Here is a 26,426-nt window from a genome sequence, read left to right on the forward strand (position 1 = left end):
GTATCTTGCGCTACGCTTGCGCACATGACGCGACGACTTGCGGAAGTGGCGAAGAAGGTCGGGGTCAGCGAGGCCACGGTCAGCCGGGTGCTCAACGGCAAGCCCGGCGTCTCCGAAGCCACCCGGCAGGCGGTGCTGTCCGCCCTCGACGTGCTCGGCTACGAACGGCCCACCCAGCTGCGCGGCGAACGCGCCCGGCTGGTCGGTCTCGTCCTGCCCGAACTGCAGAACCCGATCTTCCCGGCCTTCGCCGAGGTCATCGGCGGCGCGCTGGCACAGCTCGGGCTGACCCCGGTGCTGTGCACCCAGACCAAGGGCGGGGTCTCCGAGGCGGACTACGTGTCGCTGCTGCTCCAGCAGCAGGTCTCCGGTGTCGTCTTCGCCGGCGGCCTGTACGCCCAGGCCGACGCGCCCCACGACCACTACCGGCTGCTCGCCGACCGCAACATCCCGGTCGTGCTGGTCAACGCGGCCTTCGCCCGGCTGGGCTTCCCGGCCGTGTCCTGCGACGACGCGGTCGCCGTCCAGCAGGCCTGGCGTCATCTCTCCTCCCTCGGTCACGAGCGCATCGGGCTCCTCCTCGGCCCCGGCGACCATGTGCCCTCGGCGCGCAAGCTGGCGGCGGCGCGGGCGATCGTGGGGGAGCTGCCGGAGGAGTACGTGGCGCGGGCCATGTTCTCCCTGGAGGGCGGGCAGGCCGCCGCCTCCCGGCTGATCGACCGCGGCGTCACCGGCATCGTCTGCGCCAGCGACCCGCTCGCCCTGGGCGCCGTGAGAGCCGCCCGCCGCAAGGGGTACGGCGTGCCGTCCCAGGTGTCCGTGGTGGGCTACGACGACTCCGCGTTCATGAACTGCACCGAGCCCCCGCTCACCACCGTCCGCCAGCCCATCGAGGCGATGGGCCGCGCGGCCGTGGAACTGCTCAACGCGCAGATCGGCGGCACCCCCGTCCCCGCGGAGGAACTGCTGTTCGAGCCGGAACTCGTCGTCCGGGGGTCGACCGGGCAGGTGCCCCGCGGCTGAGGGGACGGCTGCCGGGACCATGGTCGTGAAGATCCGTTCTGTTGTCCAATAATTACAGATTCTGCGCGAGATCTTGCGTTCGGATGTCGGTGGTGCTTGAGTGTGCGGCGCCGACACAGTGGAGTGCGCGCAGACCGCTGCTGTGGGCCTTCCCTGTTCCGGTCCGAAGGGGTCCACCGATGAGAAGCACCGGGCTCACCCGCACCTTCGCCGCGATCGGCGTCTGTTCGCTCGCGCTCGCCGCAACCGCCTGCGGCTCCGGCGACGACGGCGGTGCGAGCGGCAAGACCCGTATCACCGTCAACTGTGAGCCGCCCACCAGCGCCAAGGTGGACCGCTCGTTCTTCCGGGCGGACATCGCCTCCTTCGAGAAGGCGAACCCCGGCATCGACGTCGTCGCCCACGACGCCTTCCCGTGCCAGGACCCGAAGACCTTCGACGCCAAACTCGCCGGCGGTCAGATGGAGGACGTGTTCTACACGTACTTCACCGATGCCGGGCACGTCGTGGACATCAAGCAGGCGGCCGACCTCACGCCGTACCTCAAGGAACTCAAGAACTACACCACCATCCAGAAGCAGCTGCGCGACATCTACACGGTCGACGGCAAGGTCTACGGCATCCCGCGCACCGGCTACTCGATGGGCCTGATCTACAACCGCGCACTCTTCGAGAAGGCCGGGCTCGACCCCGACAAGCCGCCGGCCACCTGGCCCGAGGTCCGCGCCGCCGCCAAGAAGATCGCCGCGCTCGGGAACGGCACCGTCGGCTACGCCGACTACAGCGCCCAGAACCAGGGCGGCTGGCACTTCACCGCCGAGATGTACAGCCAGGGCGGTGACGTGGTCAGCGCCGACGGCAAGAAGGCGGCCATCGACACCCCCGAGGGCCGTGCCGTCCTGCAGAACCTGCACGACATGCGCTGGAGCGACGACTCGATGGGCAGCAAGCAGCTCCTCATCATCAACGACGTCCAGCAGATGATGGGTTCGGGCAAGCTCGGCATGTACCTCTCCGCGCCCGACAACATCCCGATCCTGGTCAAGGAGAAGGGCGGCAACTACAAGGACCTCGCGCTGGCGCCGATGCCCGGTGGCAAGGGCACGCTCATCGGCGGCGACGGCTACATGTTCAACAAGCACGACACGCCCGCCCAGATCCGCGCCGGACTCAAGTGGCTCGACCACATGTTCCTCACCCCCGGCAGCGGCTTCCTCGGCGACTACGCCCGCGCCAAGAAGGCGAACGCCCCCGTGGGCCTTCCCGAGCCGCGCCTGTTCACCGGCGCCGCCGACGCCAAGGACCAGCAGATCAAGAAGGCCAACGCCAACGTCCCGGTGGAGAACTACCAGGCCTTCCTGGACGGCAACCAGCAGCTCCAGATGAAGATCGAGCCGCCCGACGCCCAGCAGATCTACTCCGTCCTCGACGGCACCGTCTCCGCCGTCCTCACCAAGAAGGACGCCGACATCGACAAGCTCCTCAAGGAAGCGTCCGGGAAGATCGACGGCATCCTGAGCCGGGGCTGACCGTCATGACCGGGACCACCGCCGCGCACCGCCCCGCAGAGACGGTCGCGCCGAGACCGGCACAGGCGCCGCCCCCGGCAGGGGACCGGAGGCGGCGCCGCCTCGCCGACCAGGCCAGGGCCTACGCCTTCCTGCTCGGCGGCGTCCTCTGCTTCGCCCTGTTCTCCTGGTACCCGGCGATCCGCGCCGTCGTCATCGCCTTCCAGAAGTACACCCCCGGCTCGTCCCCCGAATGGGTCGGCACCGCCAACTTCACCCGCGTCTGGCACGACCCGGAGTTCGCGGCGGCCTGGCGCAACACCTTCACCTTCACGGTGCTGGCCCTGCTCATCGGCTTCGCGGTCCCCTTCGTACTGGCGCTGGTCCTGAACGAACTCCGGCACGCCAAGGCGTTCTTCCGGGTGGTCGTCTATCTGCCGGTGATGATCCCGCCGGTGGTCAGCGCCCTGCTGTGGAAATGGTTCTACGACCCCGGGGCGGGCCTCGCCAACGAGACGCTGCGGTTCCTGCACCTGCCCACCTCGGACTGGTCCAACGGCACCGACACCGCCCTCGTCTCCCTGGTGATCGTGGCCACCTGGGCCAACCTCGGCGGCACCGTGCTGATCTACCTCGCCGCCCTCCAGTCCATCCCCGGCGAGCTCTACGAGGCCGCGGAGCTCGACGGCGCCGGTCTGCTTCAGCGCGTCAGACATGTGACGATCCCTCAGACACGCTTCGTGATCCTGATGCTGATGCTGCTTCAGATCATCGCGACGATGCAGGTCTTCACCGAACCCTTCGTCATCACCGGCGGCGGCCCCGAGAACGCCACCGTCACCGTCCTCTACCTGATCTACAAGTACGCCTTCCTCTACAACGACTTCGGCGGCGCCTGCGCCCTGAGCGTGATGCTCCTCGTGCTGCTCGGCGTCTTCGCGGCGATCTATCTGCGGCTGACCGGCTCCGGAGAGGACGACGCATGAGCGCCACCCGTACCCTCGTCTCCCCGTCGGCCCTCGCCCGCCCGCGCGGCAGAGCGGTCTACTGGACCGTCTTCACCACCGTCGTCGTGCTGTTCGTACTGGCCTTCCTCTTCCCGGTCTACTGGATGGTGACCGGCGCGATGAAGTCCCCGGACGAGGTCGCGAAGACCCCGCCCGGTCTGGTCCCCGAGCACTGGAGCCTCAGCGGCTACACCGACGCCTGGGACCTGATGGAACTGCCGCAGCACCTGTGGAACACGGTGGTGCAGGCGGCCGGTGCCTGGGCGTTCCAGCTGGTGTTCTGCACGGCCGCCGCCTACGCCCTGTCCCGGCTGAGGCCGGCGTTCGGCAAGGTGATCCTCGGCGGCATCCTGGCCACCCTGATGGTCCCGGCGCAGGCCCTCGTCGTACCCAAGTACCTGACCGTCGCCGATCTGCCGCTGCTGCACACCAGCCTGCTCAACGACCCGCTCGCCATCTGGCTCCCGGCCGTCGCCAACGCCTTCAACCTGTATCTGCTCAAGCGGTTCTTCGACCAGCTGCCGCGCGACGTCCTGGAGGCCGCCGAGATCGACGGCGCCGGGAAGCTGCGCACGCTGTGGTCGATCGTGCTGCCCATGTCGCGGCCGGTGCTGGGCGTGGTGTCGATCTTCGCGCTGGTCGCCGTGTGGCAGGACTTCCTGTGGCCGCTGATGGTCTTCTCCGACACCGCGAAGCAGCCCGTCAGCGTGGCGCTCGTCCAGCTCTCCCAGAACATCCAGCTCACCGTGCTCCTCGCCGCGATGGTGATCGCCAGCATCCCCATGGTCGCCCTGTTCCTGGTCTTCCAGCGGCACATCATCGCCGGGATCGGCGCCGGCGCCACGAAGGGCTGACCGCCCGGCCGGACGATCCGGTCGTCCGCGGGCCCGCCGCGGCCCGGCCCACACCGACCGGCACGACAACAGAAAGGCACGCACCGTGGGACAGCCCACCCATGCCCCCCGCGAGTGGTGGCGGTCCGCCGTCATCTACCAGGTGTACGTCCGCAGCTTCGCCGACGGCGACGGGGACGGCACCGGCGACCTCGCGGGAGTCCGCGCCCGGCTGCCGTATCTCGCCGGACTCGGCGTCGACGCGCTGTGGTTCAACCCGTGGTACCTGTCACCGATGAAGGACGGCGGCTACGACGTCGCCGACTACCGTGCCGTCGACCCGGCGTTCGGCACCCTCGCCGAGGCCGAGAAACTCATCGCCGAGGCACGGGAACTGGGCATCCGCACCATCGTCGACATCGTGCCCAACCATGTCTCCGACCAGCACCCCTGGTTCCGCGCGGCCCTCGCCGGCGGTGCCGAGCGCGCCCTGTTCCACTTCCGCCCCGGACGCGGCGAACACGGCGAACTCCCGCCCAACGACTGGACGTCCGAGTTCGGCGGCTCCGCCTGGACCCGCACCGCCGGGGGCGACTGGTACCTGCACCTCTTCGCCCCCGAGCAGCCCGACCTCAACTGGGCCCACGCCGCGGTCCGCCAGGAGCACGAGGACATCCTGCGCTTCTGGTTCGAGCGCGGGGTCGAAGGCGTGCGCATCGACTCCGCCGCCCTCCTCGCCAAGGACCCCCGCCTGCCGGACTTCACCGAGGGCCGCGACCCGCACCCGTACGTCGACCGCGACGAACTGCACGACGTGTACCGCGGCTGGCGGCGCATCGCCGACGAGTACGGCGCCGTGTTCGTCGGCGAGGTGTGGCTGCCCGACACCGAGCGCTTCACCCGCTATCTGCGCCCCGACGAACTGCACACCGCCTTCAACTTCGCCTTCATGACGTGCCCCTGGGACGCCCGGCGGCTGCGCGCGTCGATCGACGAGACGCTCGCCGAGCACGCCCCCGTGGGCGCCCCGGCCACCTGGGTGCTCTGCAACCACGACGTGACGCGCACCGTCACCCGCTACGGTCGTACGGACACCGGGTTCGACTTCGCCACCAAGGCCTTCGGCACCCCCACCGATCTGGCCCTCGGCACCCGGCGGGCCCGTGCCGCCGCCCTGCTGTCGCTGGCGCTGCCCGGCACGGTGTACCTCTACCAGGGCGAGGAACTGGGCCTGCCCGAGGCGGAGATCCCGCGTGACCGCATCGAGGACCCGATGCACGTCCGCTCCGGCGGCACCGACCCCGGCCGGGACGGCTGCCGGGTCCCGCTGCCCTGGGCGGCGGAGGAGCCGTACGCCGGTTTCGGCTCCCGCGAGGAGCCGTGGCTGCCGCAGCCGGAGGGCTGGGCGTCGTACGCGGCGGACCGCCAGTGCGAGGACCCGGGCTCGATGCTCGCCCTCTACCGTGCGGCCGTCCGGCTGCGGCCCGGTTTCGGCGACGGCCCGCTGAACTGGCTGCCCGCACCCGGCGGTGTCCTCGCCTTCACCCGGGCGCCCGGCACGGTCTGTGTGGTGAACCTGGCCGACCCGCCCGCCGAACTCCCCGCACACTCCGGCCTCCTGCTCGCCAGCGGCCCCCTGGACGACCGGGGACGGCTGCCGAAGGACACGGCGGTCTGGCTGCACAGCTGAGCCCGCGCCGCCCGCTGCCCCGCACCCCCACCACGAAGGGATCAGCACATGCACGGCACCCCGCACAGCACGCACCTGACTCCGCACGCCACCGCGCACGGCACGCCCCTCAGGAATGTCAGGCACATGACATTCCGGCTGGCCTCGGTCGGCGCGAGCGTCGCCCTCGCGGCCGGCATGCTCGTGACCCTCTCCGCCGCCACCGCCCAGGCGGCCGCCGGTGCCACCCTCCCCTTCACCTCCGTCGAGGCGGAGTCCGCCACCACCACCGGCACCAGGATCGGCCCCGACTACACCCAGGGCACCCTCGCCTCGGAGGCGTCCGGACGCCAGGCCGTCCGGCTCACCTCGGGGCAGCGGGTGGAGTTCACCGTGCCGGGCGCGGCCGACGCGGTGAACGTCTCCTACAGCGTCCCCGACGGCCAGTCCGGCACGCTGGACGTGTACGTCAACGGCACGAAGATCAGCAGGACGCTCGCCGTCACCTCCAAGTACAGCTACGTCGACACCAGCTGGATCGCCGGGGCCAAGACCCACCACTTCTTCGACAACGCCCGGCTGCTGCTCGGCCAGAACCTCCAGGCCGGCGACAAGGTCGCCTTCCAGGCCACGGGCGTCCAGGTGACCGTGGACGTCGCCGACTTCGAGCAGGTGGCGGGCGCCGCGTCGCAGCCCGCCGGTTCGGTGTCCGTCGTCTCCAAGGGCGCCGACCCGACCGGCTCCGGCGACTCCACCCAGGCGTTCCGCGACGCCATCTCCGCGGCCCAGGGCGGCACCGTGTGGATCCCGCCGGGCGACTACCGGATCACGTCCTCCCTCAGCGGCGTCCAGAGCGTCACCCTCCAGGGCGCGGGCCACTGGTACTCGGTGGTGCACACCTCCCGGTTCATCGACCAGTCCAGTTCGTCGGGCAACGTCCACATCAAGGACTTCGCCGTCATCGGCGAGGTCACTGAACGGGTCGACTCCAACCCCGACAACTTCGTCAACGGCAGCCTCGGACCGAACAGTTCGGTCTCGGGCATGTGGATCCAGCACCTCAAGTGCGGCTTCTGGCTCCAGGGCAACGACGACAACCTCGTCGTCGAGAACAACCGCATCCTCGACACCACCGCCGACGGCCTCAACCTCAACGGCACCGCCAAGGGCGTCGTCGTCCGCAACAACTTCCTGCGCAACCAGGGCGACGACTCGCTCGCGATGTGGTCGCTGTACGCGCCGGACACCGACAGCAGCTTCGAGAACAACACCATCTCGCAGCCCAACCTCGCCAACGGCATCGCGATCTACGGCGGCACGAACATCTCGGTGAAGAACAACCTGGTCTCCGACACCAACGCCCTCGGCAGCGGCATCGCGATCTCCAACCAGAAGTTCCTCGACCCCTTCAACCCGCTCGCCGGCACGATCACGGTCGCCGGCAACACCCTCGTCCGCGCCGGCGCGCTGAACCCCAACTGGAACCACCCCATGGGCGCCCTGCGCGTCGACTCCTACGACAGCGCGATCAACGCCACCGTCAACATCACCGACACCACCGTCACCGACAGCCCCTACAGCGCCTTCGAGTTCGTCTCCGGCGGCGGGCACGGCTACCGCACCGACAACGTCAACGTCACCGGGGCGACCGTACGCAACACCGGCACCGTCGTCGTCCAGGCCGAGACACCGGGCAGCGCCAGGTTCACCGACGTGCAGGCCACCGGCACCGGTTCGGCCGACATCTACAACTGCGTCTACCCGTCCGGCTCCGGCACCTTCACCCTCACCGACGGAGGCGGCAACTCCGGCCTGAGCAGCACCTGGTCGGACTGCTCCACCTGGCCGCAGCCCGGCCAGGGCAACCCCGCCCCGGACCCGGGCCGCAACCTCGCCAAGGGCATGTCGGCCACCGCGACCGGCTCCCAGGACGTCTACACCCCGGGCAAGGCGGTCGACGGCGACGCGAACACCTACTGGGAGTCCACCAACAACGCCTTCCCGCAGTCCTGGACGGTCGACCTCGGCGCCGCCTACAACGTACGGCGCCTGGTGCTGAAGCTGCCGCCGTCCACCGCCTGGGGGGCCAGGACCCAGACCGTCACCGTCTCCGGCAGCACCGACGGCTCGTCCTACGGCACGGTCGTCGCCTCGGCCGACTACCGCTTCGACCCGGCGAGCGGCAACACGGCGACCGTGGCCCTGCCCAGCAGCACGAACCTGCGCTATCTGCGGCTGACCGTCAGTGCCAACACCGGCTGGCCGGCCGGGCAGTTCAGTGAGGTGGAGGCGTATCTGACGACTTCGTGAGCCGGTCCTCGGGCGCCCCGCGCTTCGCGGCCTGGATCTGCTCGTAGACATGGGTCCGCAGGTCGGCGAAGCGCGGGGCGACGCGGGTGTGCAACTGGTCCCGCTCGTCCGGCAGATCGACCTTCAGCTGCTCCCGTACGACCGTCGGCGAGGCGGACAGCACGACCACCCGCTCACCCAGGTACACCGCCTCGTCGATGTCGTGCGTGACGAACAGGATCGTCATCCGCCGCTCCCGCCACAGCCGCCGTACCAGGTCCTCCAGATCGGCGCGGGTCTGCGCGTCCACCGCCGCGAACGGCTCGTCCATCAGCAGCACATGGGGCTCGTACGCCAGCGCCCGCGCGATGGCCACCCGCTGCTGCATACCGCCCGACAGCTGCCACGGATACGCCCCGGCGGCGTCCTCGAGACCCACCGAGTCCAGCGCGTCCCGCACCAGCTCCCGGCGCCGCTGCCTGGGCAGGTCCTTCTGCTTGAGCGGCAGTTCGACGTTCTCCCCGACCCGCATCCAGGGGAACAGACTGCGCCCGTACTCCTGGAACACGAACGCCATCCCGGGCGGCGGTCCGCTCACCCGCCTCCCCTCCAGCAGCACCTCGCCCCCGCTCGGCGTGAGCAGCCCGCCCACGCACTTCAGCAGCGTCGTCTTGCCGCAGCCCGACGGCCCGACCAGACACACCAGTTCACCGGCCTCGACGGTGAAGGTGAGGTCGCGCAGTGCCTCGACCCGGCGGCCCGAGCCGTCGTAGACCTTCCGCAGACCGCGTACGTCGAGCATGGACCGCCCTTTCCGGGACGTCGTCACGGCGAGCTCCGGTGGGACGCGCGCAGCCCGTGGTACCAGCCGAGCACCCGCCGCTCGACCAGCTGGAACAGCACCGACAGGACGAAGCCGAGCAGACCGAGGACGAGGATCCCGGTCCACATGTCGGGGATGGCGAAACTCCGCTGGAACTGCACCACGGTGAAGCCGATGCCGTTGCTGGCCGCGAACATCTCACTGATGACCATCAGGATGATGCCGATCGACAGCGCCTGCCGCAGCCCCGCGAAGATCTGCGGGCTCGCCGAGCGCAGCACCAGGTGCCGCAGCCGGGCGACACCGGTGATGCCGTAGGACCGGGCCGTCTCCGTCATCACGGAGTCCACCGCCCGCACCCCCTCGACGGTGTTGAGCAGCACCGGCCACACACAGCCGCTGGCGATCACCAGGATCTTCATCGTGTCGCCGATCCCGGCGAACAGCATGATCACCGGCACCAGCACCGGCGGCGGCACCGCGCGCAGGAACTCCAGCACGGGCTCGCAGAACGCCCGCACCCGCCGGTAGGAGCCGATCACCGTGCCGAGCCCGGTCCCGACGACGGCGGCGACCGCGAACCCGGCGGCCAGCCGCAGCAGGCTCGGCACCACGTCCGAGCGGAGCCGGGCACGGGTCCACACGTCGGGGAAGGTGGTGAGGATGGTGCGCAGGGGCGGCCAGTAGACGTTCGTCGAGCCGTCGGAGGCCAGCCACCAGAGAGCGGTCAGGAGGAGGGGCAGGCCGAGGAGGAGGACCGTGCGCAGCAGCAGCCGCCGGGCCCGGTCGGGGCGTCGCGCGGCCGGCTTCATACGACCGCCTCCCCGCGCACCGACTGGTGCCAGGCCAGCGCCCGCCGCTCCACGGCCCGCGCGCCCACGTTGATGACCAGCCCGAGCAGCCCGGACACGACGATCAGCGCGTACATCTCCGGTACCGCCTGGGAGGTCTGCGCGACGGCGATCCGCTTGCCCAGACCCGGGGCCCCGATGACCAGTTCGGCGGTGATGGCGAGGATCAGCGCCACGGCCGCCGCGAGCCGTACGCCGGTCATGACGTACGGCAGCGCCGTGGGCCACAGCACATGACGGATCCGCGCCCAGGTGCCGAGGCCGTAGGAGCGTGCCGTCTGCTCGGCGACCGGGTCGACGTCCTGGACGCCGTACAGGGTCTGGACGAGGACCTGCCAGAAGGAGGCGTACACCACCAGCAGCAGGACCGAGCGCAGTTCGGTCCCGTAGAGCAGCACGGCCAGCGGGATCAGCGCGACGGAGGGGATGGGCCGCAGGAACTCGACGGTGGAGGCGGTGGCGGCGCGCAGATACGGCACCACCGACAGGACCACCCCGGCCGCGATGCCCGCGCCGACCGCGACGGCCAGGCCCAGCGCCCAGCCGGTGAGGGTGTCGCCGAGTGCCGACCAGAAGGCGCCGTCCGTGATCTCGTGCCCCAGGGCGACGGCGACCCTGCTGGTCGGCGGGAAGTACTCCTCCTTGACGACGCCGAGCCGCGGCACCGCCTCGCCCAGGGCGAGGAAGACCGCGAGCCCGGCCGCGCCGAGCACGGCGTTCAGTCCCTTCACGGCAGCAGCTTGTCCAGGTCGGGGGCGGTCTTGAACAGCCCGTCCTGCTGCCCGAGCTTCTCCAGCGCCTCGACGGACGCGCGGTTCGCGGTGGCCGGCCACTTGGGGAGCGTGACCTTCGCCAGCACCGCCGCGGGGATCTGGGTGTACGTCGTGACGATCTGCCGTACCTCGTCGGGGTGGGCGTCGGCGTAGGCGAGGGACTCGGCCGTCGCCTCCTGGAACTTCTTGACGACGTCCGGGTGCTGCCGGGCGTACTGCGTGGAGGTGAAGTACATCGCCACGGTGAGGCCGGCGGCGACGTCCGGGTAGGGGGAGGCGATCTGGCGGCCGCCCTGGCCGACGATCGTGGCGAGCGCGGGTTCGACGACCATCGCGGCGTCGATCTGTCCCTTGTCGAGCGCGGCGGGCATCTGGTCGAAGGCCAGCTCCACGAACGTGACCTTGGCGGGGTCGCCGCCCGCCTTGCGCACCGACGCGCGGACCGCGGTCTCGTTGATGTTCTTCAGCGTGTTGACCGCGACCTTCTTGCCCTGCAGGTCGGCCGCCGACTTGACCGGGCTGTCCTTCCTCACCACGACGGCCCCGAAGTCCTTGCCCGTCGTACCGGTCGAGGCCACGCCGTTGGCGACCGCCTTGACGGGCACGTTCTGCGACTGGGCGATCATGAGGGAGGTCACGTTGCTGAAGCCGAACTGGAACTGGCCGCTGACCACACCCGGCACGATGGCGGCGCCGCCCTGCGCGGTCGTCATGCTCAGTTTCAGGCCGTGCCGGGCGAAGAAGCCCTGCTTCTGACCGAGATACAGGGGTGCGACATCGACGATGGGGATGACGCCGACCTTCACGGCGGTGGTGCCGCCGGACGACGAGGAGCCGTTCGAACCCCCTCCGCCCCCGCCCCCGGACGAGCCGCAGGCCGTCGCGGTGATCAGCAGGCTTCCGGCGGCCAGGCCGACGAGCAGACGACGCATGGCTCCTCCTGTGCGAAGAACGGTGCAGGGGTGTTCCGGCGGGCTGCGCCCAGGGCGCACAGTGGTGCGTGCTCGGTGGGCGCTCAGCGGGACGGTAGAGCGCTGACAGGTTCGGGTCAATGCTTTTTGCTCACAATATTGTTGACAGTTGACCTGGAGTGCCGGCCTGGGGTGCCGACCCCGGGTGCCGGCCCTGTCGCCCGGCCTCAGGCCGGGGCCGGACGTGACGTGGGGGCGGCGGTGCCGTCGGGAAGGAGTCCGAGCCGTTCGAGGAGCCGGGCACGCAGCGGATCGGTGTCCGGGAGACCGAGACCGGCGGTGACGGCCAGCGCCCGGGTCCACGCGGTACGGGCGGCCTGCGGCAGGCCGGTGGCGTCGTGGACGTCGCCGAGACAGACGAGACCGGCGGCCTCGCCGTGCCGGTCGCCCGTCTGGTGGAACAGGTCGACGGCCTGCCGGTAGCGGTCGACGGCCTCGGCGTGCTCGCCGAGCCGGTGCAGGATGTAGCCGAGGCTGTCCTGGATATGGGCCTGACCGTTGAGGTCCCCGGTCTCGTACGCCGGCTCCAGCGCCCGGCGGCAGTACGCCAGGGCCTGCCGGTGGTCGCCGAGCTGGGCGAGCGTCCAGCCGATGTGGTTCAGCGCGGCGGACTGCCCGGCCCGGTCGCCGGCGGCACGGTGGTGCGCGAGGCTGTCGTGGGCGTGACCGAGCGCCTGCCGGTGCCGCCCCTGGGCCTCGGACATCCGGGACAGGTGCAGATGGATACGGGCCTGCCCGGCATGGTCGCCGGCCTCGCCGAACAGCTCCAGCGCCCGCAGATAGTGCGCGCGGGCCGCGTCCGGACGGTCCAGCCGGTCCTCGGCGAGCCCGAGCCCCCTATGGGCCTCCGCCTGCCCGACGGCATCGCCCTGGCGCCGCGCGGCGTCCAGCGCCGCGGTGTGCGCGGCGATCAGCGCCCGCCGGTTGCCGTGCCGGTCGAGATACGTCGTCAGGGCCGAGGCGAGCCGCCAGGCGTGACCGGGGAGACCGGCCGCGTGCGCCTGCTCCACCACGGCGAGCAGGACCGGATGCTCGGCGGTGAACCACGCCTGCGCCTGCCGGTGGCCGGACAGTTCCTCGGCGGCGGAGCCCGGTAGGGCGGGCGGCAGGGGAACCGGGGCGGGCCGGGGGGTCAGCAGGGCGTCCGCCCGGTGCGCGGTGTGCAGGTAGTGGTCGAACATGCGGTGCGTCGCGGTGCGCCGCGCCCCCTCGCCGTCATGCGTGGCGACCAGCTCGGCCGCGTAGGCACGCAGCAGGTCGTGGAAGGCGTACCGGCCGGCGGGCTGTTCGGTGAGCAGATGGCCGCGGACCAGTTCGGCCGTCAGCGCGCGAGCGCGGGCGGCCGGCACACCGGCCAGCGCGGCGACGGCCGGGAGCCCGGCGTCCGGGCCGGGATGCAGGCCCAGCAGCCGGAAGACCCGGGCGGCCTCCGGCCCCAGCGCCCGGTACGACCAGGAGAACACCGCCCGTACCTCGCTGCTCGCCTCACCGCCGTCCAGGGCGTCCAGCCGCCGGTCGGCCCGGCGCAGTTCCCCGGCGAGGGCGGCCAGCGGCAGTTCGGGCTGCGCGGCGGCCCGGGCGGCGACGATCGCGAGCGCGAGCGGCAGGCCCGCGCACCGGCCGACGATCTCGCGGACGGCACCGGGATCGGCCGTCACCCGCTCCGCGCCCAGCCGCCGGACCAGCAGCTCCCCGGCCTCCTCCGGGGTGAGCATCCCGACGGTCAGCAGCTGGGCCCCCTCGGTGGCCGCGAGACCGGTCAGCGATCTCCGGCTGGTGATCAGCGCCAGGCACCCGGGCGCCCCGGGCAGCAGCGGGCGGACCTGCTCGGCGTCACGGGCGTTGTCCAGCACCACCAGCACCCGGCGGCCGGCGAGGAGACTTCGGTACAGGCCGGTCTGCGCCTCCAGGCTCGCCGGGACCCGGGCCGGCGGCACACCCAGCGCGTCCAGGAACCCCCGTACCGCCTCGGCGGGGCTCATCACCGATCCGCCGGGTCCGAACCCGCGCAGGTTCACGTACAACTGGCCGTGGGGGAAGACCTGCTGGGCCCGTCGTGCCCAGTGCACGGCCAGCGCGGTCTTGCCCACCCCGGCGGTGCCCGACACCGCCGTGATCACCACCGCCGACGGCTGTTCCGCCGCCGAGGCGAGGATGTCCTCCAGCCGGGAGAGCTCCCTGCCCCGCCCGACGAACCCCCTTACGTCCACCGGGAGCTGACTGGGCGTCGCACCCGGCCAGGGGGCCGTCCCGGCGGGCGGGGGAGCCGACCGGACCGGGGTAGAGGACGCCGGCCGGGCGGCGGATGCGGCCGGACCTCCCCGGAGGATCGCCTCGTGGACCTTCCGCAGTTCCGCACCCGGATCCGCGCCCAGCTCCTCGGCGAGCCGTTCGCGGAGGGCGGCGTAGCAGTCCAGCGCCTCCGCGCCGCGGCCGGCGGCGTGCAGCGCCCGCATCAGCGCCTCGGTCAGCGGCTCCACGAGCGGGTACGCGCCGAGGAGTTCGGTCAGCGGGCCGATCACGGCGGAGGGGTCACCGAGGCGCGACTCCGCGCGGGCCCAGGCGACCGCGGCGTCCACATGATGCCGCCGCCAGGTCTCGCGCACCTGCGCCGTCCACTGCCCGCCGAGCCCGGCCAGCGGCTCCCCGTGCCACAGCCCGAGAGCCTCGCGCAGCAGCGCCGCCCGCGCCTCGTCCTTCCGCCCCGTCTCCCGGGCCCGGCCCGTCAGCAGCCGGAACCGGTGGATGTCCACATGGTCCGGACGGGCCTCCAGCAGGTAACCGCCGGAGCGGCGCGCCAGACGTAACCGGGGAGGTCCCGCGTCCTCGGTCTGTTCGCACAGCCGGCGCAGCCGGGCGACATGGGCGTGCAGCGCGCGCCGTGCCCCGTCGGGCGGATCGGCACCCCACACCCGCCTGATCAGTACGTCGGCCGGGACGGGCCGGCCGGTGTCCACCGCCAGCGCGGCCAGCACGGTCCGCCGCTGAGGCGGCCCGACCTCGGCGGTCCGGCCCCGGACCGAGAGCTCCACGGGGCCGAGAAGGCGCAATTCCACCACGACGTCCACGCTCCCCCCACCACGGCCACCCGGCACACACATTTCCGTGCCGGGCGACAACCTGTCGACAACGTTCCCAGCCACACCCGGACCTCAGTCTGATGCCGCGGACTTCTCAGTCTGCGAGGGCGTGGAGTGTCCACGCACGGCGGCGCACCGCACGCGGGGAACGGCGGTACGAGCGCCGGTCGGCGGTATCCGGGGGGAGAGGGACGTGGACGGACAACGGGGAGTCACCGTCACCAGGACGACGGAACCAGCGGTGCGGCGGCCGGACCGCCCGTACGCGCCGCAGGACCGGCACACCGCACCGCACCCGCCGGCGTCTCCACATCCGGCGGCGTCTCCGCATCCGTCCGACGGCGGCGGACGCAGTGTGCTGGAGGGAGCCTTCGCCCTGCTGGGTGCGGTGGAACGGGCCGGAGAGGCCGGACCGACCAGACTCGCGGCGGAGTGCGGCCTGCCCAAGACGACCGCGTACCGTCTGCTGGAGCAACTGGTCGCCCTGGGCGCCGTCGAGCGGAGCCGCAAGGGCTACCGCATGGGGCCGCGGATCTTCCGGCTCGGACAGGGCTGGCAGCCGTACCCCGGCCTGCGCGCCGCCGCCCGCGCACCGGCCCGCCGTCTCGCGCGCGTCACGGGCGCGGCGGTGGCGCTCAACGTCCTGCGGGAGGGACAGACCCTGGTCCTGGACTGGACGCCCGGTGAGACCACCGGTGCGCCCGCCCGGCCGCTCGACGGCGGGGGCTGGCCGTGGTTCACCGCGGCGGGCAAGGTACTGGTCGCCGGGGCGGGCCCGCGGCTCCCGCTGGGCCCGCTGCCCGGGTCCTGGCAACGGCAGGCCGAGGCGATCAGGGAGCGGGGCGTCGCCTTCGACCGGGAGGAGGTGGCGGCCGGCGTGTGCTGTGTGGCCGTGCCGGTGCCAGGACCGGACGGCGTGCCGCTGGCGTCCCTGAGCGTCGTGACCGGTCCCGCGCACAGCCTGGACCGGCTGGCGGGCGTGGTGCGGCAGACGGGAAGGGTGATCGGCGCGGCCCTGCGCGGCCGGTGAGCCGGCGGGCGGCGGATGCCCGGCGCAGGCCCCGCCACCGGTTCCCGTGCCGTGGCCGGATTCAGGGGTGCGGCGGCGGTGCCGGGCGCGCCCGGCGGCTCCCGCCGGGCGGACGTGACGGCGTGAAGAGCCGGTCAGGGGCCTGTCCCGGCCATGGGTGATCACCGGTGCGGACGGAGTGCCGCGGGTCCCTGCCCGCGGGGAGCGAGTGTGATTGACTAATCCGCACGGCCCCGTCGCGGCATCCGTCCGTTCGGCTGTGACCGTCGATCCGGCCGTGGCCACCAGGGCCCGCCGGGCGGAGCACTTCGGCGGATCACGCCGGAGGAGACCGGCGGGATTTGTCGGCCGGGGTGAGCGGGGGGCCGGGACGTCGCGCAGTCGCAAGGCGGAGGAGGGAGTCACACGGTGGGTGTCCCTCCCGCACGGGCGCGGCCGGGCATGCGGGAGTCGGCGACCGGCGGTGACGCCTCCGGCAGTACCTCCCCGGGGGCGGTCGGCGGACCTCCCGTCGGCGCGGGCCCGCCCGTCCCGGGCGTGATCCGCCGGACGGGGTCCAGGCCCCGGAACCGCAAGCAGCTCATCGTCGAGGCGGCCGGCCGGGTCTTCAGCGAGCGGGGCTACCACCGGGCGTCCATGGAGGAGATCGCCACCGCCGTGGGGATCACCGCGGCTGCTCTGTACCGGCATTTCCCCAACAAGTACGCGCTGTTCGCGGAATGCGCCGAGCTCATGGCGGACCGGCTCGTCGCCGCGCTCGACGAGGTGCCGCCCGGGGCGGCCCTGACGGAGGTGCTCTCCGCCGTCACCCGGGTCACCGTCGCGCACCGCGCGTCGGGCGGTGTGTACCGCTGGGAGGCCCGGTACCTCAAGCGCGAGGACCGCCGGAATCTGAAGGCCAGGTTCGGGCACCTCGTCGGACGGGTCGACGAGGCGGTGCAGCGCGAACACGCCCTGCCCGACGCGGGTCTGCGGGCCGTGGCGGCCCTCGGCGCGATCGGGTCCGTCACGATGCACCACACCTCGATCACCCCGCGCCGGGCCGAGGAACTGCTGCTGGCGTCCGCGCTCCGGGTCGCCGCGACCGATCCCGCGGCGGTCCGCGGGGGCGCGCGGCCCGTCGAGCTGCCCGCCCAGCCGGTCCCGGGCACCCGGCGCGCGGAGATCCTCGCGGCAGCCATCCCGCTGTTCGCACGGGACGGGTTCGCCAGTGTCACGAACGGCCAGATCGCGGAGGCCGTGGGACTGGCACCCTCGGCGCTCTACCGTCACTACCCCGGCAAGGTCGACATCCTGGCGGCCGCCTGCTTCCAGGCGGCCGGACTGCTGGCCCAGGGCGTGGCCCGGAGCCTGCAAGGGGTGGCCGGCCCGCACGACGCCGTCGTCGCGCTGGCGGCGACGTACGTGGCCTACAGCTTCGAGTACACCGCGCTCAACAGCGTCGCCGAGGCCGAACTCGCCGGTCTGCCGGCCGACCTGCGGCGGTCCCTGGCCCTCGCCCAGCGTGAACACATCGCCGTCTGGGAACAGCAACTGCGCCTCGCCCGGCCGGAACTGGACCCGCGTCAGGCCCGGGTGCTGGTGCACGCCGGGTTCGGGGTGGCGGTCGAGGCGGGCCGCAGACTGCGGTGGCGGGACGACCAGCACCACCGCGACGCCGTGACCGCCCTGCTCGTGGCCGCCCTGGGCATCTGAACAACCCCCGCCGGGCCCGACCCACCGGACCTACCGGGTCGCCGTCCCGCCGGATCCGCCGCGCCTGCCGACCTGCCGGGCCTGCCGGATCCGTCGACCTGCCGTCCCGCCGGATCCGCTGCCCGCCTGAGCCTGCCGGACCTGCTGACCCACCGGGTCTGCCGGGCCCACCGGGTTTGGCGGGTCTGGCGACCTGCCGGGCCTGCCGGATCCGCTGCCCTCCCGGGCCTGCCGGGTCTGGCGGGCCTGCTGACCCACCGGGTCCGCTGTGCCTGCCGACCTGCCGACCTGCCGGGCCGCCGTCTCGCCGAATCCGCCGTGCCGGCTGGACCCGCCGGCCTGCCGGGTCTGCCGTATCCGCTGCCCTCCCGGGCCTGCCGGGTCTGGCGGGCCTGCTGACCCACCGGGCCTGTCGGGCCCACCGGGTCTGGCGACCTGTCGGGCCTGCCGGATCCGTCGACCTGCTGGCCCGACGGATCCGCTGCCCTCCCGGGCCTGCCGGGTCTGGCGGGTCTGCCGACTCACCGGGTCTGCCGGGTCTGCCGGGCCGCTGGGCCTGCTGAGCCGCCGGACCCGCCGGACTCGCCGGACATGCAGACCCGCCTACCCGCCGGGCCCGGCATCCCGTACGGGTGCCCGCCCTTCGGCACGGCTCTGCCGAGGGGCGGGCACGTCCGGGGGCGGGACGGTGGCTCAGGCGGCCGGCCGGTTCCCGGTGGGGATCGTGATGAGGGTGGTGGTCGGGGAGGTGCCCTTGTTGAGGAACAGCATGGCCAGGGCGCGGATGAACTGGTCCATCACGTAGAACGTGCCGGGCATGATGGGCGACAGCCCCTCACGGAACATGATGTAGGCCGGCCACGCGGTGCGGACCAGGGCCGCCGCCGCGTAGTCCCGGGTCAGCCCCAGCCAGTCACCGATCTGGTCGCTGAGGACATAGCGCACGAACTCGTTCAGGAACCCGCGCGTGACCCCGAGATCGATCTGTGCGGTCAGACCGAGCAGGTCCTTGGCCAGTTCGATGCCCTCGGGCGTCGACGTGAGGATCGGGGTGAGCACCTGCGCGGACTGCGCCTCCGCGGCGGCCCAGGTCTGCGGGATGTACGTGTCCGGCACACCGAGCAGGTGCAGGGCGACCTGCCACGAGTGCAGAAAGGCGTCCTGGTCCGCGGCCGGCATCGGGACCCCCCAGTCGAGCATCCTCCGCCGCACGAAGGTGCCCAGGCTGTGGAAGGTGACCAGGATGTCGGCGGCACTGATCGGGACGGCCTCGTTGGTGACCGCCGCCCACTGGGGCGACTGCGGCAGCAGATGGCGCACCGCGGCGTGCACCAGGCGTGTCTTGTTCGCGGTGACGATGAACTGTCCCGTCGGGTCGAACGCCCCCAGCTGGGCCAGGTCGTAGCCGAACGTGAACGTCTTCGCCGCCCGGTTCTGCATGTCGGCGCCGCCCGCGGACCAGTAGACGCTCCTGGCCTCGCGCGGGATCACGGTGCTCATGATCCCGCTGCCCAGGCCGTACAGCATGAACAGGTAGGTGTCCCGCCGCCGGTTGAAGTCGGAGGCGCGGGCCAGCTTGACGGGATCGGCCCAGCTGGGCAGCTGGTTGACCCCCTGCAGATACGTGGTGAGGTCCGCGGGCAGGCCGCTGGGCAGCGGGTCGTTGTTGTTCACCCACGTCGCCATCGCGGAGTTGACCGACGCGACCTGGCCGTTCTCGATCAGCGACGCCACCAGCGGATCCGCCGCGCTGTCCCAGACGTACTCCGCACCGGTACCCGTCGCGGCCGCCGACGGGGACGCCCATGCCTTGCTGCTGTCCATCACGGTCACGAGACCGAGCGCGGCACCTAGGGATAAGACTCTTCGCCTGCTGAGATTGTCCATTGACTTACCCGCTTTCCTGATGGGCGAGTTGGCGCTTAGTGCCATGTCCGACTTGTCAGTTGCGTGACCGTCGTGTGACCGGTCGTGTGGGGCGACGTGATTTCCGATTAACATAGCGGGGCGCGTTACCGTCGGCAATGGTCGTGACGGACGCCGCCCGCGCGACCTTCCGGGGCGTCCGGCGGCGGGGTGCGTCCGCGGCCGGTCAGCCACCCGGCGTCCCTGTCCCCGGCCCGGTGCGGGTGCACCTGCGCCGCCGCTCCGGGCGTGCCGTCAAGTACCACCGGTCCTGGCAAGTCGGGACCTCCGACCCTGCGCCGCCACCCGGCCGCGGTTATGGTTTGAGCCACGCAATGAAACGATTCAATCCGAGGAGTTCTGGCGTGGCACAGCGAATGATCTGGAACCAGACCGCGTACTTCGGTCCGGGCGCGATCAAGGAGATCCCCGGCGAGCTCGCCGCCCGCGGTTTCACCAAGGCGCTGGTCGTCTCCGACCAGGTGCTGGTGGACACGGGCGTCACGGGCCGGGTCACCGACCTGCTCGACGCGGCGGGTTTCCCGTACGACCTCTTCAGTGACGTCGCCCCCAACCCGCCGATCGAGAACGTCAAGGCCGGCGTGGCCGCGTTCGCCGCCGCGGGCGCCGACGTGCTCATCGCGATCGGCGGCGGCTCGCCGCAGGACACCTGCAAGGCGGTCGGCATCGTCACCGCCAACCCCGAGTTCTCCGACGTGCGTTCCCTGGAGGGCGTCGCCGCGACGAAGAACCCGTCCGTACCGATCGTCGCCGTCCCCACCACCGCGGGCACCGCCTCCGAGACCACCATCAACTACGTCATCACCGACACCGAGCGGCAGCGCAAGTTCGTGTGCGTGGACCCGCACGACATCCCGGTCCTCGCGATCGTCGACCCCGAGATGATCGCCACCGCGCCCCGTGCGCTGAAGGTCGCCACCGGTCTGGACGCCCTGACCCACGCCATCGAGGGCTATGTCACCCAGGGTGCCTGGGAACTGTCCGACCTGTTCCACCTCAAGGCCATCCAGACCATCGCCGCCTCGCTGCCCGCCGCCGCCGACGGCGACCCGACCGCGATGGAACGCATGGCCCTCGCCCAGTACGTGGCGGGCATGGGCTACTCGAACGTGGGCCTGGGCCTGGTGCACGCCATGGCGCACCCGCTCGGGGCGTTCTACTCCTCCCCGCACGGCGTGGCGAACGGCATCCTGCTGGCCCCCGTCATGGCGTTCAACGCCGGGGCCACCGGCGAGAAGTACCGCGACATCGCCGCCGCGTTCGGGATCGACACCGGCAAGCTGGACCTGGACGAGGCCCGCGCCGCCGCCGTCGAGGCCGTCGCCGCCCTGACCCGCGACCTGGGCAACCCCGTCTCGCTGCGCGAGATCGGCGCCAAGGAGGAGGACCTGCCCGCCCTGGCCCAGGCCGCCTACGACGACGTGTGCGCCGGCGGCAACCCGCGCACGGCCACCGTCGAGGAGATCGAGGCGCTGTACCGGTCGGTCCTCTGACCGGAGTCCGCCGCGGACCCCGGTCCCCGACCCGTCACCGCCACGGCCTTCCGGAATCCCCCCGGAAGGCCGGCAGGCAGCCCGCCCCCGCTTCCCGGCCCCCCCCGGAACCCCCCGGAACCCCCCGGAACCCCCCGGAACCCTTCGGGGTTCCGTCCGATCCACTGATTGAATCGTTTCATTCCGCCGCACCTCACCCAAGCAAAGAGGCTTGAGATGGATCTGCAGAGTGGTAATGCCCCCGGGACCAGAACACGGTCCCTGTCCGGCTACAAGGCGACCATCGCCGTGGCCATGTCGAACTACATCGAGGCCGGCTCGATCATCGCGCTCGCCACGTCCCTGTCCCTGTGGCAGGACCGGTTCGGACTGTCGAACACGGCCGTCGGCCTGGCCGCGGCGATCTCCGCGAACGCCTTCGGCGCCGCCATCGGCGCCATGATCGGCGGCCCGCTGGGCGACCGGTACGGCCGGAAGTTCATCTACACGTACGACCTCATCCTGTACATGCTCGGCACGCTGCTGGTGGTCTTCGCCGGCGCGACCTGGATGCTGTTCACCGGCATCGTGCTGACCGGGATCGCGGTCGGCGCCGGTGTCCCGGTGGCCTGGACGTACATCGCCGAGGAGGCACCCACCGAGGAGCGCGCCAAGCACGTCGGCACCGCGCAGCTCGCCTGGTCCATCGGCCCGTTCATCGGCTTCGCCCTGGCCACCGCACTCGTCCCGCTGGGCCTGCTCGGCTCGCGGATCATCTTCGCGCACCTCTTCGTCATCGCGTTCGTCACCTGGTGGGTGCGCCGCGGGCTGTCCGAGTCGGACACCTGGAAGGAGTCCAACGAGAAGCAGGTCGCCGCGGGCCGCAACCGGCGCGGACTGCGCGAACTGCTCTCCGCCAGGCAGAACGTCAGGGCACTGGTCTTCCTGTTCCTCGTCTACGGCCTGTGGAACCTGTGGGCCAGCCAGGCCGGCATCTTCATGCCCCGGATCTACGACACCGCGGGTGTGACGTCCGCCGTCCAGCAGAACCTGCTCCAGGTCCTGGTCTGGGGCCTGACGGTCGCGGCCACCTTCTGGGGCTTCATGAAGTACGGCGACCGGATGTCCCGGCGCACGCTGTACGGCATCGGCGCGGTGATGGCCGTCGTGGCCTGCGCCCTGCTCGCCTTCGCACCGGGCTCCGTGCCCGTGCTCATCGCCTTCGCCGTCATCTGGGGCATCTCCGCCGGCATCGGCGCCCAGGCCTTCTACGCGCTGTGGACCGCCGAACTGTTCGCCACCGTCTACCGCTCCACCGCCCAGGGCGTGCTGTTCTTCGCCGTCCGCATCGCCTGCGGCCTGATCTCCTACGCCATGCCGACGCTGCTGGCGAACAACGGCGTGCACTTCGTGGGCACGCTGATGATGAGCCTCCTGCTGGTCGGCCTGGTCGTGGGCCTCGTCTGGGCACCCGACACCGAGGGCAAGTCCCTCAAGGAGATCGAACTCGAGCGCTACGGCGACCTGGACGCCGAGCTCGCCGTTCCCGCGCCGGCCGCCGAGGCCACGTCCGACACGGTGGCCTGAGATGCGCGTCTGCTTCGTCTCGCAGGTCGACCCCCGGCACCTCGACGCCTACCGCAAGGCCCATGCCGAGGTGTGGCCCGAGATGCTCGAGGCGCTGCGGGACACCGGCTGGCGGGACTACACCCTGCACCTGTCCGACGACGGGCTGCTCGTCGGCGTCGCCGACGTCGACTCCTACGCCGCCGCCCAGCGGCGGATGGCCGCCACCGAGGTCAACGCCCGCTGGCAGGAGGCCATGTCGCGGCTCTTCGCCGCCGACGGAGCCCCCGACGAGGGCATGCGCGTCCTGCCCGAGATCTTCAACCTCGACGACCGGCTCACCGCGGCCGGCCTGCCGACCACCCCCCACCCGTCCGCGCGAGAGGACCAGCCATGACCACCGCCACCTTCACCCCCGCCGCGCAGCAGGCACTGCGCGAGCAGACGGTCGAGCTGCCGTCCTGGGCGTTCGGCAACTCCGGTACCCGCTTCAAGGTGTTCGGCACCCCCGGCACCCCGCGCGACCCGTACGAGAAGCTCTCCGACGCCGCGCAGGTCCACCGCTACACCGGCATCACCCCCCGCGTGTCCCTGCACATCCCGTGGGACCTGGTGGACGACTACACCGCGCTCGCCGAGCACGCCCGCGCCGAGGGCGTGGCGATCTCCGTCATCAACTCCAACCTGTTCCAGGACGACGACTACAAGTTCGGCTCGCTCACCAACCCCGACCCGGCGATCCGCGCCAAGGCCGTCGCCCACCACCTTCAGTGCCTGGACGTCATGCACGCCACCGGCTCCAAGGAGCTCAAGCTGTGGCTGCCCGACGGCCTGAACTACCCGGGCCAGGACGACCTGGCCGCCCGCCAGGAACGCCTGGCCGAGTCCCTCCGGAAGATCTACGCCGCGATGGCCGACGACGAGACGCTGCTCATCGAGTACAAGTTCTTCGAGCCGGCGTTCTACGCCACCGACATCCCCGACTGGGGCACCTCCCTGCTGCACTGCCTGGCCCTCGGCGAGCGCGCCAAGGTCGTCCTCGACACCGGGCACCACGCCCCGGGCACCAACATCGAGTTCATCGTCATGCAGTTGCTGCGCGCCGGACGCCTGGGCGCGTTCGACTTCAACTCGCGCTTCTACGCTGACGACGACCTCATGGTCGGCGCCGCGGACCCCTTCCAGCTCTTCCGGATCATGCACGAGATCGTCAAGGCCGACGCCCTGGCCCCGGCGTCGGGCGTCAACTTCATGCTCGACCAGTGCCACAACATCGAGCCCAAGATCCAGGGCCAGATCCGCTCGGTGATGAACGTGCAGGAGGCCACCGCCAAGGCGCTGCTGATCGACGCCGACGCGCTGGCCGAGGCGCAGCGCTCCGGCGACGTCCTCGCCGCCAACGGTCTCCTCATGGACGCCTACCACACCGACGTACGCCCGGCGCTGGCCGCACTGCGCGAGGCACAGGGCCTGGCCGGCGACCCGCTGGCCGCCTTCCGCGCCTCGGGGTACGAGAAGAAGGTCGCCGACGAGCGCGTGGGCGGCACGCAGGCCGGCTGGGGTGCCTGACATGTCCGATCCGACGGCCACGGCGCGCGTCGCCGCCGTCGACCTGGGCGCCACCTCGGGGCGGGTGATGGCGGTCGAGGCCGGCCCCGGCGGCCTCACCGCCACCGAGGTGCACCGGTTCCCCAACGGGGCGCGCGACGACGGCGGTCACCTGGTGTGGGACTACGACGCCCTGCTCGCGGGCGTCGTCGAGGGACTGCGCCGGGCGGCGGCGACCGGCCCGGTGGACTCGGTCGGCATAGACACCTGGGGCGTCGACTACGGGCTTCTCGACGCCGAGGGGAACCTGCTCGGTGCGCCCGTCAGCTACCGCGACGGGCGCACCGAACAGGGGGTCCGGCTGCTGGGCGGACACCTCGGCACCGACGAGCTGTACGCCGTCACCGGGATCCAGCACCAGCGGTTCAACACCGTCTACCAGCTGGCCGCCGAGGCCGCCGGGCTCGCCCCCGGCGGCCGGGCCGCCGGCGACGGCAGGCTCGCCCGCGCCGAGCGGCTGCTGCTGATGCCCGACCTCATCGCGTACGCCCTCACCGGTGTCGCCGTCACCGAGGTCACCAACGCCTCCACCACCGGCATGCTCGACGCGTCCACCCGCTCCTGGTCCCCGCGCGTCCTGGACGCGCTCGGCATCGGCAAGGACCTGTTCGGTGACCTCGTCGAACCGGGCGCCGTCATCGGCCCGGTGACCGAGGCGGTCGCCGAGGCCACCGGTCTCGCCCCCGGGACGCCGGTGATCGCGGTGGGCTCCCACGACACCGCCTCGGCGGTGGCCGCCGTCCCCGGGCTGCGCCGCGGGGTCGCGTTCATCTCGTCCGGCACCTGGTCGCTGGTCGGGCTCGAACTCGGGACGCCGATCCTGACCCCGGCGAGCCGGGACGCCAACTTCACCAACGAACTCGGCGTCGACGGCACGGTGCGCTACCTGCGCAACGTCGCCGGACTGTGGCTGCTGTCGGAGTGCCGGCGCGAGTGGGCCGCCGACGGCGGGCAGGCCGAGCTGGCCGAGCTGCTCGCGGAAGCGGCCGGCGAACCGGCCGGCGCCGCGCTCGTACGGGCCGACGACGACGCGTTCCTCGCCCCCGGCGGCATGCCCGGCCGGATCGCCGAGGCCGTCTCCCGGGCCGGCGGGCCCGCACCCGGGACCCGGGGGCAGACGGTGCGCTGCATCGTCGACTCCCTCGCCCTGGCCTACGCCGCCGCCGTGCGCGAGGCCGCCGAGCTGTCCGGCACCCCGGTCCACGCGGTACGCATCGTCGGCGGAGGCTCGCACAACCACCTGCTGTGCCAGGCCACGGCCGACGCCACCGGTCTGACCGTGCACGCGGGACCGGCCGAAGGAACCGCCCTGGGCAACGCACTCGTCCAGGCCCGTGCCCTCGGCGTGCTCACCGGAGGACTGGACGCGCTGCGCGACATCGTCGCCGCGTCCTGCCCCGTCACCACCTACACCCCCGACCCCGGTTCACCCCTCGCCCGAAAGGCAATGCCATGACCACCCTTCCCCCCGTCGGCACCATCCTCGAGGAGATGGGCAAGGCCGGCGCACGGCTCGACACCATCCACGCCTGCGAGGCCGGCGCCGGGAACATCTCCGTCGCCCTGCCGACCCCCGCCGACCTCGCCGCGACGTTCCCGAACGTCGAGGAGTTCGAACTGCCCGGCCCCGCCCCGGCGCTCGCCGGATGGACGGTCCTGGTCACCGGCTCCGGCCAGCGGCTGCGCGACGTCGGGACCGCACCGACCGCGGCGGTCGCCGCCGTGAGCATCGCCGCCGACGGCTCGGCGACGCTGCGCTACGCCGACGACCGGGCCTACGCCCGCCCGACCAGCGAGTTCAACTCCCACCTGGCCGTGCACGACGACCAGATCGGCCGTCGCGGCCTGACCGGCCCGCACTCCGTGGTGCACGCGCAGCCGCCGTACCTGGTCGCCCTCAGCCACCACGGCCCGGCCGACTCGGTGAAGTTCTCCCGCCAGATCCTGCGCTGGGAGCCGGAGACGATCGTCCAGCTCCCCGAGGGCGTCGAGTTCCTGGAGTTCATGGTCCCCGGTTCGAAGCGGCTTCAGGAGGCGTCGGTGGCGGGGCTGCGCCGGGCCCGTATCGTCATCTGGGCCAAGCACGGCCTGATGGTCCGCTCCGACGACGGCCCGCTGAAGGCCGTCGACGCCATCGAGTACGCCGAGACCGGCGCGATGTACGAGGCGATCAACACCCAGACCGGCTCGCCCAGCCAGGGCCTGAGCGACGACGAACTGCGCAGTGTCATCGAGGCGTTCGACGTCAGCACCACGCTGTACTGACGCGCGCGGCTTCGGTGGCGGGACGCTGTTCCCCGTC

General features: G+C 72.1%; 19 protein-coding genes and 1 pseudogene. 14 read left to right on the top strand and 6 right to left on the bottom strand.

Translation table 11 applies throughout. The features are described 5' to 3' along the window. Positions 1-24 precede the first annotated feature (24 nt). The 6 genes from ABZ862_RS02730 to ABZ862_RS02755 all read left to right on the top strand — a co-directional run bounded on the left by ABZ862_RS02730 (position 25) and on the right by ABZ862_RS02755 (position 8,350). Positions 25-1,023, top strand: a complete 999-nt coding sequence (locus tag ABZ862_RS02730) for a LacI family DNA-binding transcriptional regulator (RefSeq protein WP_360951027.1) — start codon at positions 25-27, stop codon at positions 1,021-1,023. A gap of 179 nt (positions 1,024-1,202) precedes the next feature. Then, the gene (locus ABZ862_RS02735; RefSeq protein WP_360951029.1) at positions 1,203-2,552 is read left to right on the top strand and encodes an extracellular solute-binding protein; all 1,350 of its coding nucleotides are present in this window, start codon (positions 1,203-1,205) and stop codon (positions 2,550-2,552) included. Between the two features lie 5 nt (positions 2,553-2,557). Then, positions 2,558-3,517: a sugar ABC transporter permease gene (locus ABZ862_RS02740; RefSeq protein ID WP_360951032.1), complete on the top strand. Its 960-nt coding sequence runs from the start codon at positions 2,558-2,560 to the stop codon at positions 3,515-3,517. Beyond that, entirely contained in the window at positions 3,514-4,392 is an 879-nt protein-coding gene (locus ABZ862_RS02745) for a carbohydrate ABC transporter permease (RefSeq protein WP_360951035.1), read from the top strand. The genes ABZ862_RS02740 and ABZ862_RS02745 overlap by 4 nt, the downstream gene beginning before the upstream one ends. Before the next feature lie 85 nt (positions 4,393-4,477). After that, positions 4,478-6,061, top strand: a complete 1,584-nt coding sequence (locus ABZ862_RS02750) for a glycoside hydrolase family 13 protein (RefSeq protein WP_360951038.1) — start codon at positions 4,478-4,480, stop codon at positions 6,059-6,061. A gap of 126 nt (positions 6,062-6,187) precedes the next feature. Continuing rightward, positions 6,188-8,350, top strand: coding sequence for a discoidin domain-containing protein (locus ABZ862_RS02755; RefSeq protein ID WP_360951041.1), 2,163 nt, complete (start codon positions 6,188-6,190; stop codon positions 8,348-8,350). On the opposite strand, the gene ABZ862_RS02760 is transcribed toward ABZ862_RS02755, so the two are convergent. The 5 genes from ABZ862_RS02760 to ABZ862_RS02780 form a co-directional block, all read right to left on the bottom strand. Continuing rightward, on the bottom strand, positions 8,316-9,131 hold the full coding sequence (locus ABZ862_RS02760) for an ABC transporter ATP-binding protein (protein WP_360951044.1): 816 nt from the start codon (positions 9,129-9,131) through the stop codon (positions 8,316-8,318). The two genes, ABZ862_RS02755 and ABZ862_RS02760, sit on opposite strands and share 35 nt — an antisense overlap. Positions 9,132-9,154: 23 nt before the next feature. Continuing rightward, entirely contained in the window at positions 9,155-9,964 is an 810-nt protein-coding gene (locus tag ABZ862_RS02765; protein WP_360951047.1) for an ABC transporter permease subunit, read from the bottom strand. Then, positions 9,961-10,734 (bottom strand): ABC transporter permease subunit, encoded by a 774-nt coding sequence (locus ABZ862_RS02770; RefSeq protein ID WP_360951050.1) that lies wholly within the window; start codon positions 10,732-10,734, stop codon positions 9,961-9,963. The genes ABZ862_RS02765 and ABZ862_RS02770 overlap by 4 nt, the downstream gene beginning before the upstream one ends. Further along, positions 10,731-11,708 (bottom strand): ABC transporter substrate-binding protein, encoded by a 978-nt coding sequence (locus tag ABZ862_RS02775; protein WP_360951053.1) that lies wholly within the window; start codon positions 11,706-11,708, stop codon positions 10,731-10,733. The genes ABZ862_RS02770 and ABZ862_RS02775 overlap by 4 nt, the downstream gene beginning before the upstream one ends. A gap of 206 nt (positions 11,709-11,914) precedes the next feature. Beyond that, a complete protein-coding gene (locus ABZ862_RS02780) occupies positions 11,915-14,815 on the bottom strand; it encodes a BTAD domain-containing putative transcriptional regulator (RefSeq protein WP_360951056.1) in 2,901 nt (966 codons plus the stop codon). A 367-nt stretch (positions 14,816-15,182) separates the two neighbouring features. Here ABZ862_RS02780 and ABZ862_RS02785 point away from each other — a divergent pair, with 367 nt between their 5' ends. Next, entirely contained in the window at positions 15,183-15,857 is a 675-nt protein-coding gene (locus tag ABZ862_RS02785; protein WP_360951059.1) for a helix-turn-helix domain-containing protein, read from the top strand. Positions 15,858-16,265: 408 nt separating this feature from the next. Then, positions 16,266-17,552: a TetR/AcrR family transcriptional regulator gene (locus ABZ862_RS02790; RefSeq protein ID WP_360951062.1), complete on the top strand. Its 1,287-nt coding sequence runs from the start codon at positions 16,266-16,268 to the stop codon at positions 17,550-17,552. A gap of 693 nt (positions 17,553-18,245) precedes the next feature. On the opposite strand, the gene ABZ862_RS02795 is transcribed toward ABZ862_RS02790, so the two are convergent. Beyond that, on the bottom strand, positions 18,246-19,439 hold the full coding sequence (locus ABZ862_RS02795; protein ID WP_360951065.1) for an oxygenase MpaB family protein: 1,194 nt from the start codon (positions 19,437-19,439) through the stop codon (positions 18,246-18,248). A 383-nt stretch (positions 19,440-19,822) separates the two neighbouring features. Here ABZ862_RS02795 and fucO point away from each other — a divergent pair, with 383 nt between their 5' ends. The 6 genes and pseudogenes from fucO to ABZ862_RS02825 all read left to right on the top strand — a co-directional run bounded on the left by fucO (position 19,823) and on the right by ABZ862_RS02825 (position 26,389). Next, on the top strand, positions 19,823-20,971 hold the full coding sequence (fucO, locus tag ABZ862_RS02800; RefSeq protein ID WP_360951068.1) for a lactaldehyde reductase: 1,149 nt from the start codon (positions 19,823-19,825) through the stop codon (positions 20,969-20,971). Between the two features lie 216 nt (positions 20,972-21,187). Then, positions 21,188-22,537, top strand: a complete 1,350-nt coding sequence (locus ABZ862_RS02805; protein ID WP_360951071.1) for an MFS transporter — start codon at positions 21,188-21,190, stop codon at positions 22,535-22,537. A gap of 1 nt (position 22,538) precedes the next feature. Further along, positions 22,539-22,844: pseudogene (locus ABZ862_RS02810) on the top strand (L-rhamnose mutarotase); the annotation flags it as partial. A gap of 65 nt (positions 22,845-22,909) precedes the next feature. Beyond that, a complete protein-coding gene (gene rhaI / locus ABZ862_RS02815) occupies positions 22,910-24,085 on the top strand; it encodes an L-rhamnose isomerase (RefSeq protein WP_360951074.1) in 1,176 nt (391 codons plus the stop codon). Position 24,086: 1 nt separating this feature from the next. Then, positions 24,087-25,580 (top strand): rhamnulokinase family protein, encoded by a 1,494-nt coding sequence (locus tag ABZ862_RS02820; RefSeq protein ID WP_360951077.1) that lies wholly within the window; start codon positions 24,087-24,089, stop codon positions 25,578-25,580. Continuing rightward, positions 25,577-26,389, top strand: coding sequence for a class II aldolase/adducin family protein (locus ABZ862_RS02825; protein ID WP_360951079.1), 813 nt, complete (start codon positions 25,577-25,579; stop codon positions 26,387-26,389). Before ABZ862_RS02820 ends, ABZ862_RS02825 begins: the two co-directional genes overlap by 4 nt. Positions 26,390-26,426 lie beyond the last annotated feature (37 nt).

It is taken from the genome of Streptomyces sp. NPDC047000, from assembly GCF_040644295.1.
Lineage (GTDB): Bacteria > Actinomycetota > Actinomycetes > Streptomycetales > Streptomycetaceae > Streptomyces.

Excerpts from the sequence above, each read along its gene's own strand:
- ABZ862_RS02775 (WP_360951053.1), bottom strand. The coding sequence starts at position 11,708 with ATGCGTCGTCTGCTCGTCGGCCTGGCCGCCGGAAGCCTGCTGATCACC.
- ABZ862_RS02755 (WP_360951041.1), top strand. The coding sequence starts at position 6,188 with ATGACATTCCGGCTGGCCTCGGTCGGCGCGAGCGTCGCCCTCGCGGCC.
- ABZ862_RS02795 (WP_360951065.1), bottom strand. The coding sequence starts at position 19,439 with ATGGACAATCTCAGCAGGCGAAGAGTCTTATCCCTAGGTGCCGCGCTC.
- ABZ862_RS02735 (WP_360951029.1), top strand. The coding sequence starts at position 1,203 with ATGAGAAGCACCGGGCTCACCCGCACCTTCGCCGCGATCGGCGTCTGT.
- ABZ862_RS02740 (WP_360951032.1), top strand. The coding sequence starts at position 2,558 with ATGACCGGGACCACCGCCGCGCACCGCCCCGCAGAGACGGTCGCGCCG.
- ABZ862_RS02730 (WP_360951027.1), top strand. The coding sequence starts at position 25 with ATGACGCGACGACTTGCGGAAGTGGCGAAGAAGGTCGGGGTCAGCGAG.
- ABZ862_RS02745 (WP_360951035.1), top strand. The coding sequence starts at position 3,514 with ATGAGCGCCACCCGTACCCTCGTCTCCCCGTCGGCCCTCGCCCGCCCG.
- ABZ862_RS02825 (WP_360951079.1), top strand. The coding sequence starts at position 25,577 with ATGACCACCCTTCCCCCCGTCGGCACCATCCTCGAGGAGATGGGCAAG.
- ABZ862_RS02760 (WP_360951044.1), bottom strand. The coding sequence starts at position 9,131 with ATGCTCGACGTACGCGGTCTGCGGAAGGTCTACGACGGCTCGGGCCGC.
- ABZ862_RS02765 (WP_360951047.1), bottom strand. The coding sequence starts at position 9,964 with ATGAAGCCGGCCGCGCGACGCCCCGACCGGGCCCGGCGGCTGCTGCTG.
- ABZ862_RS02805 (WP_360951071.1), top strand. The coding sequence starts at position 21,188 with ATGGATCTGCAGAGTGGTAATGCCCCCGGGACCAGAACACGGTCCCTG.
- ABZ862_RS02820 (WP_360951077.1), top strand. The coding sequence starts at position 24,087 with ATGTCCGATCCGACGGCCACGGCGCGCGTCGCCGCCGTCGACCTGGGC.
- rhaI (WP_360951074.1), top strand. The coding sequence starts at position 22,910 with ATGACCACCGCCACCTTCACCCCCGCCGCGCAGCAGGCACTGCGCGAG.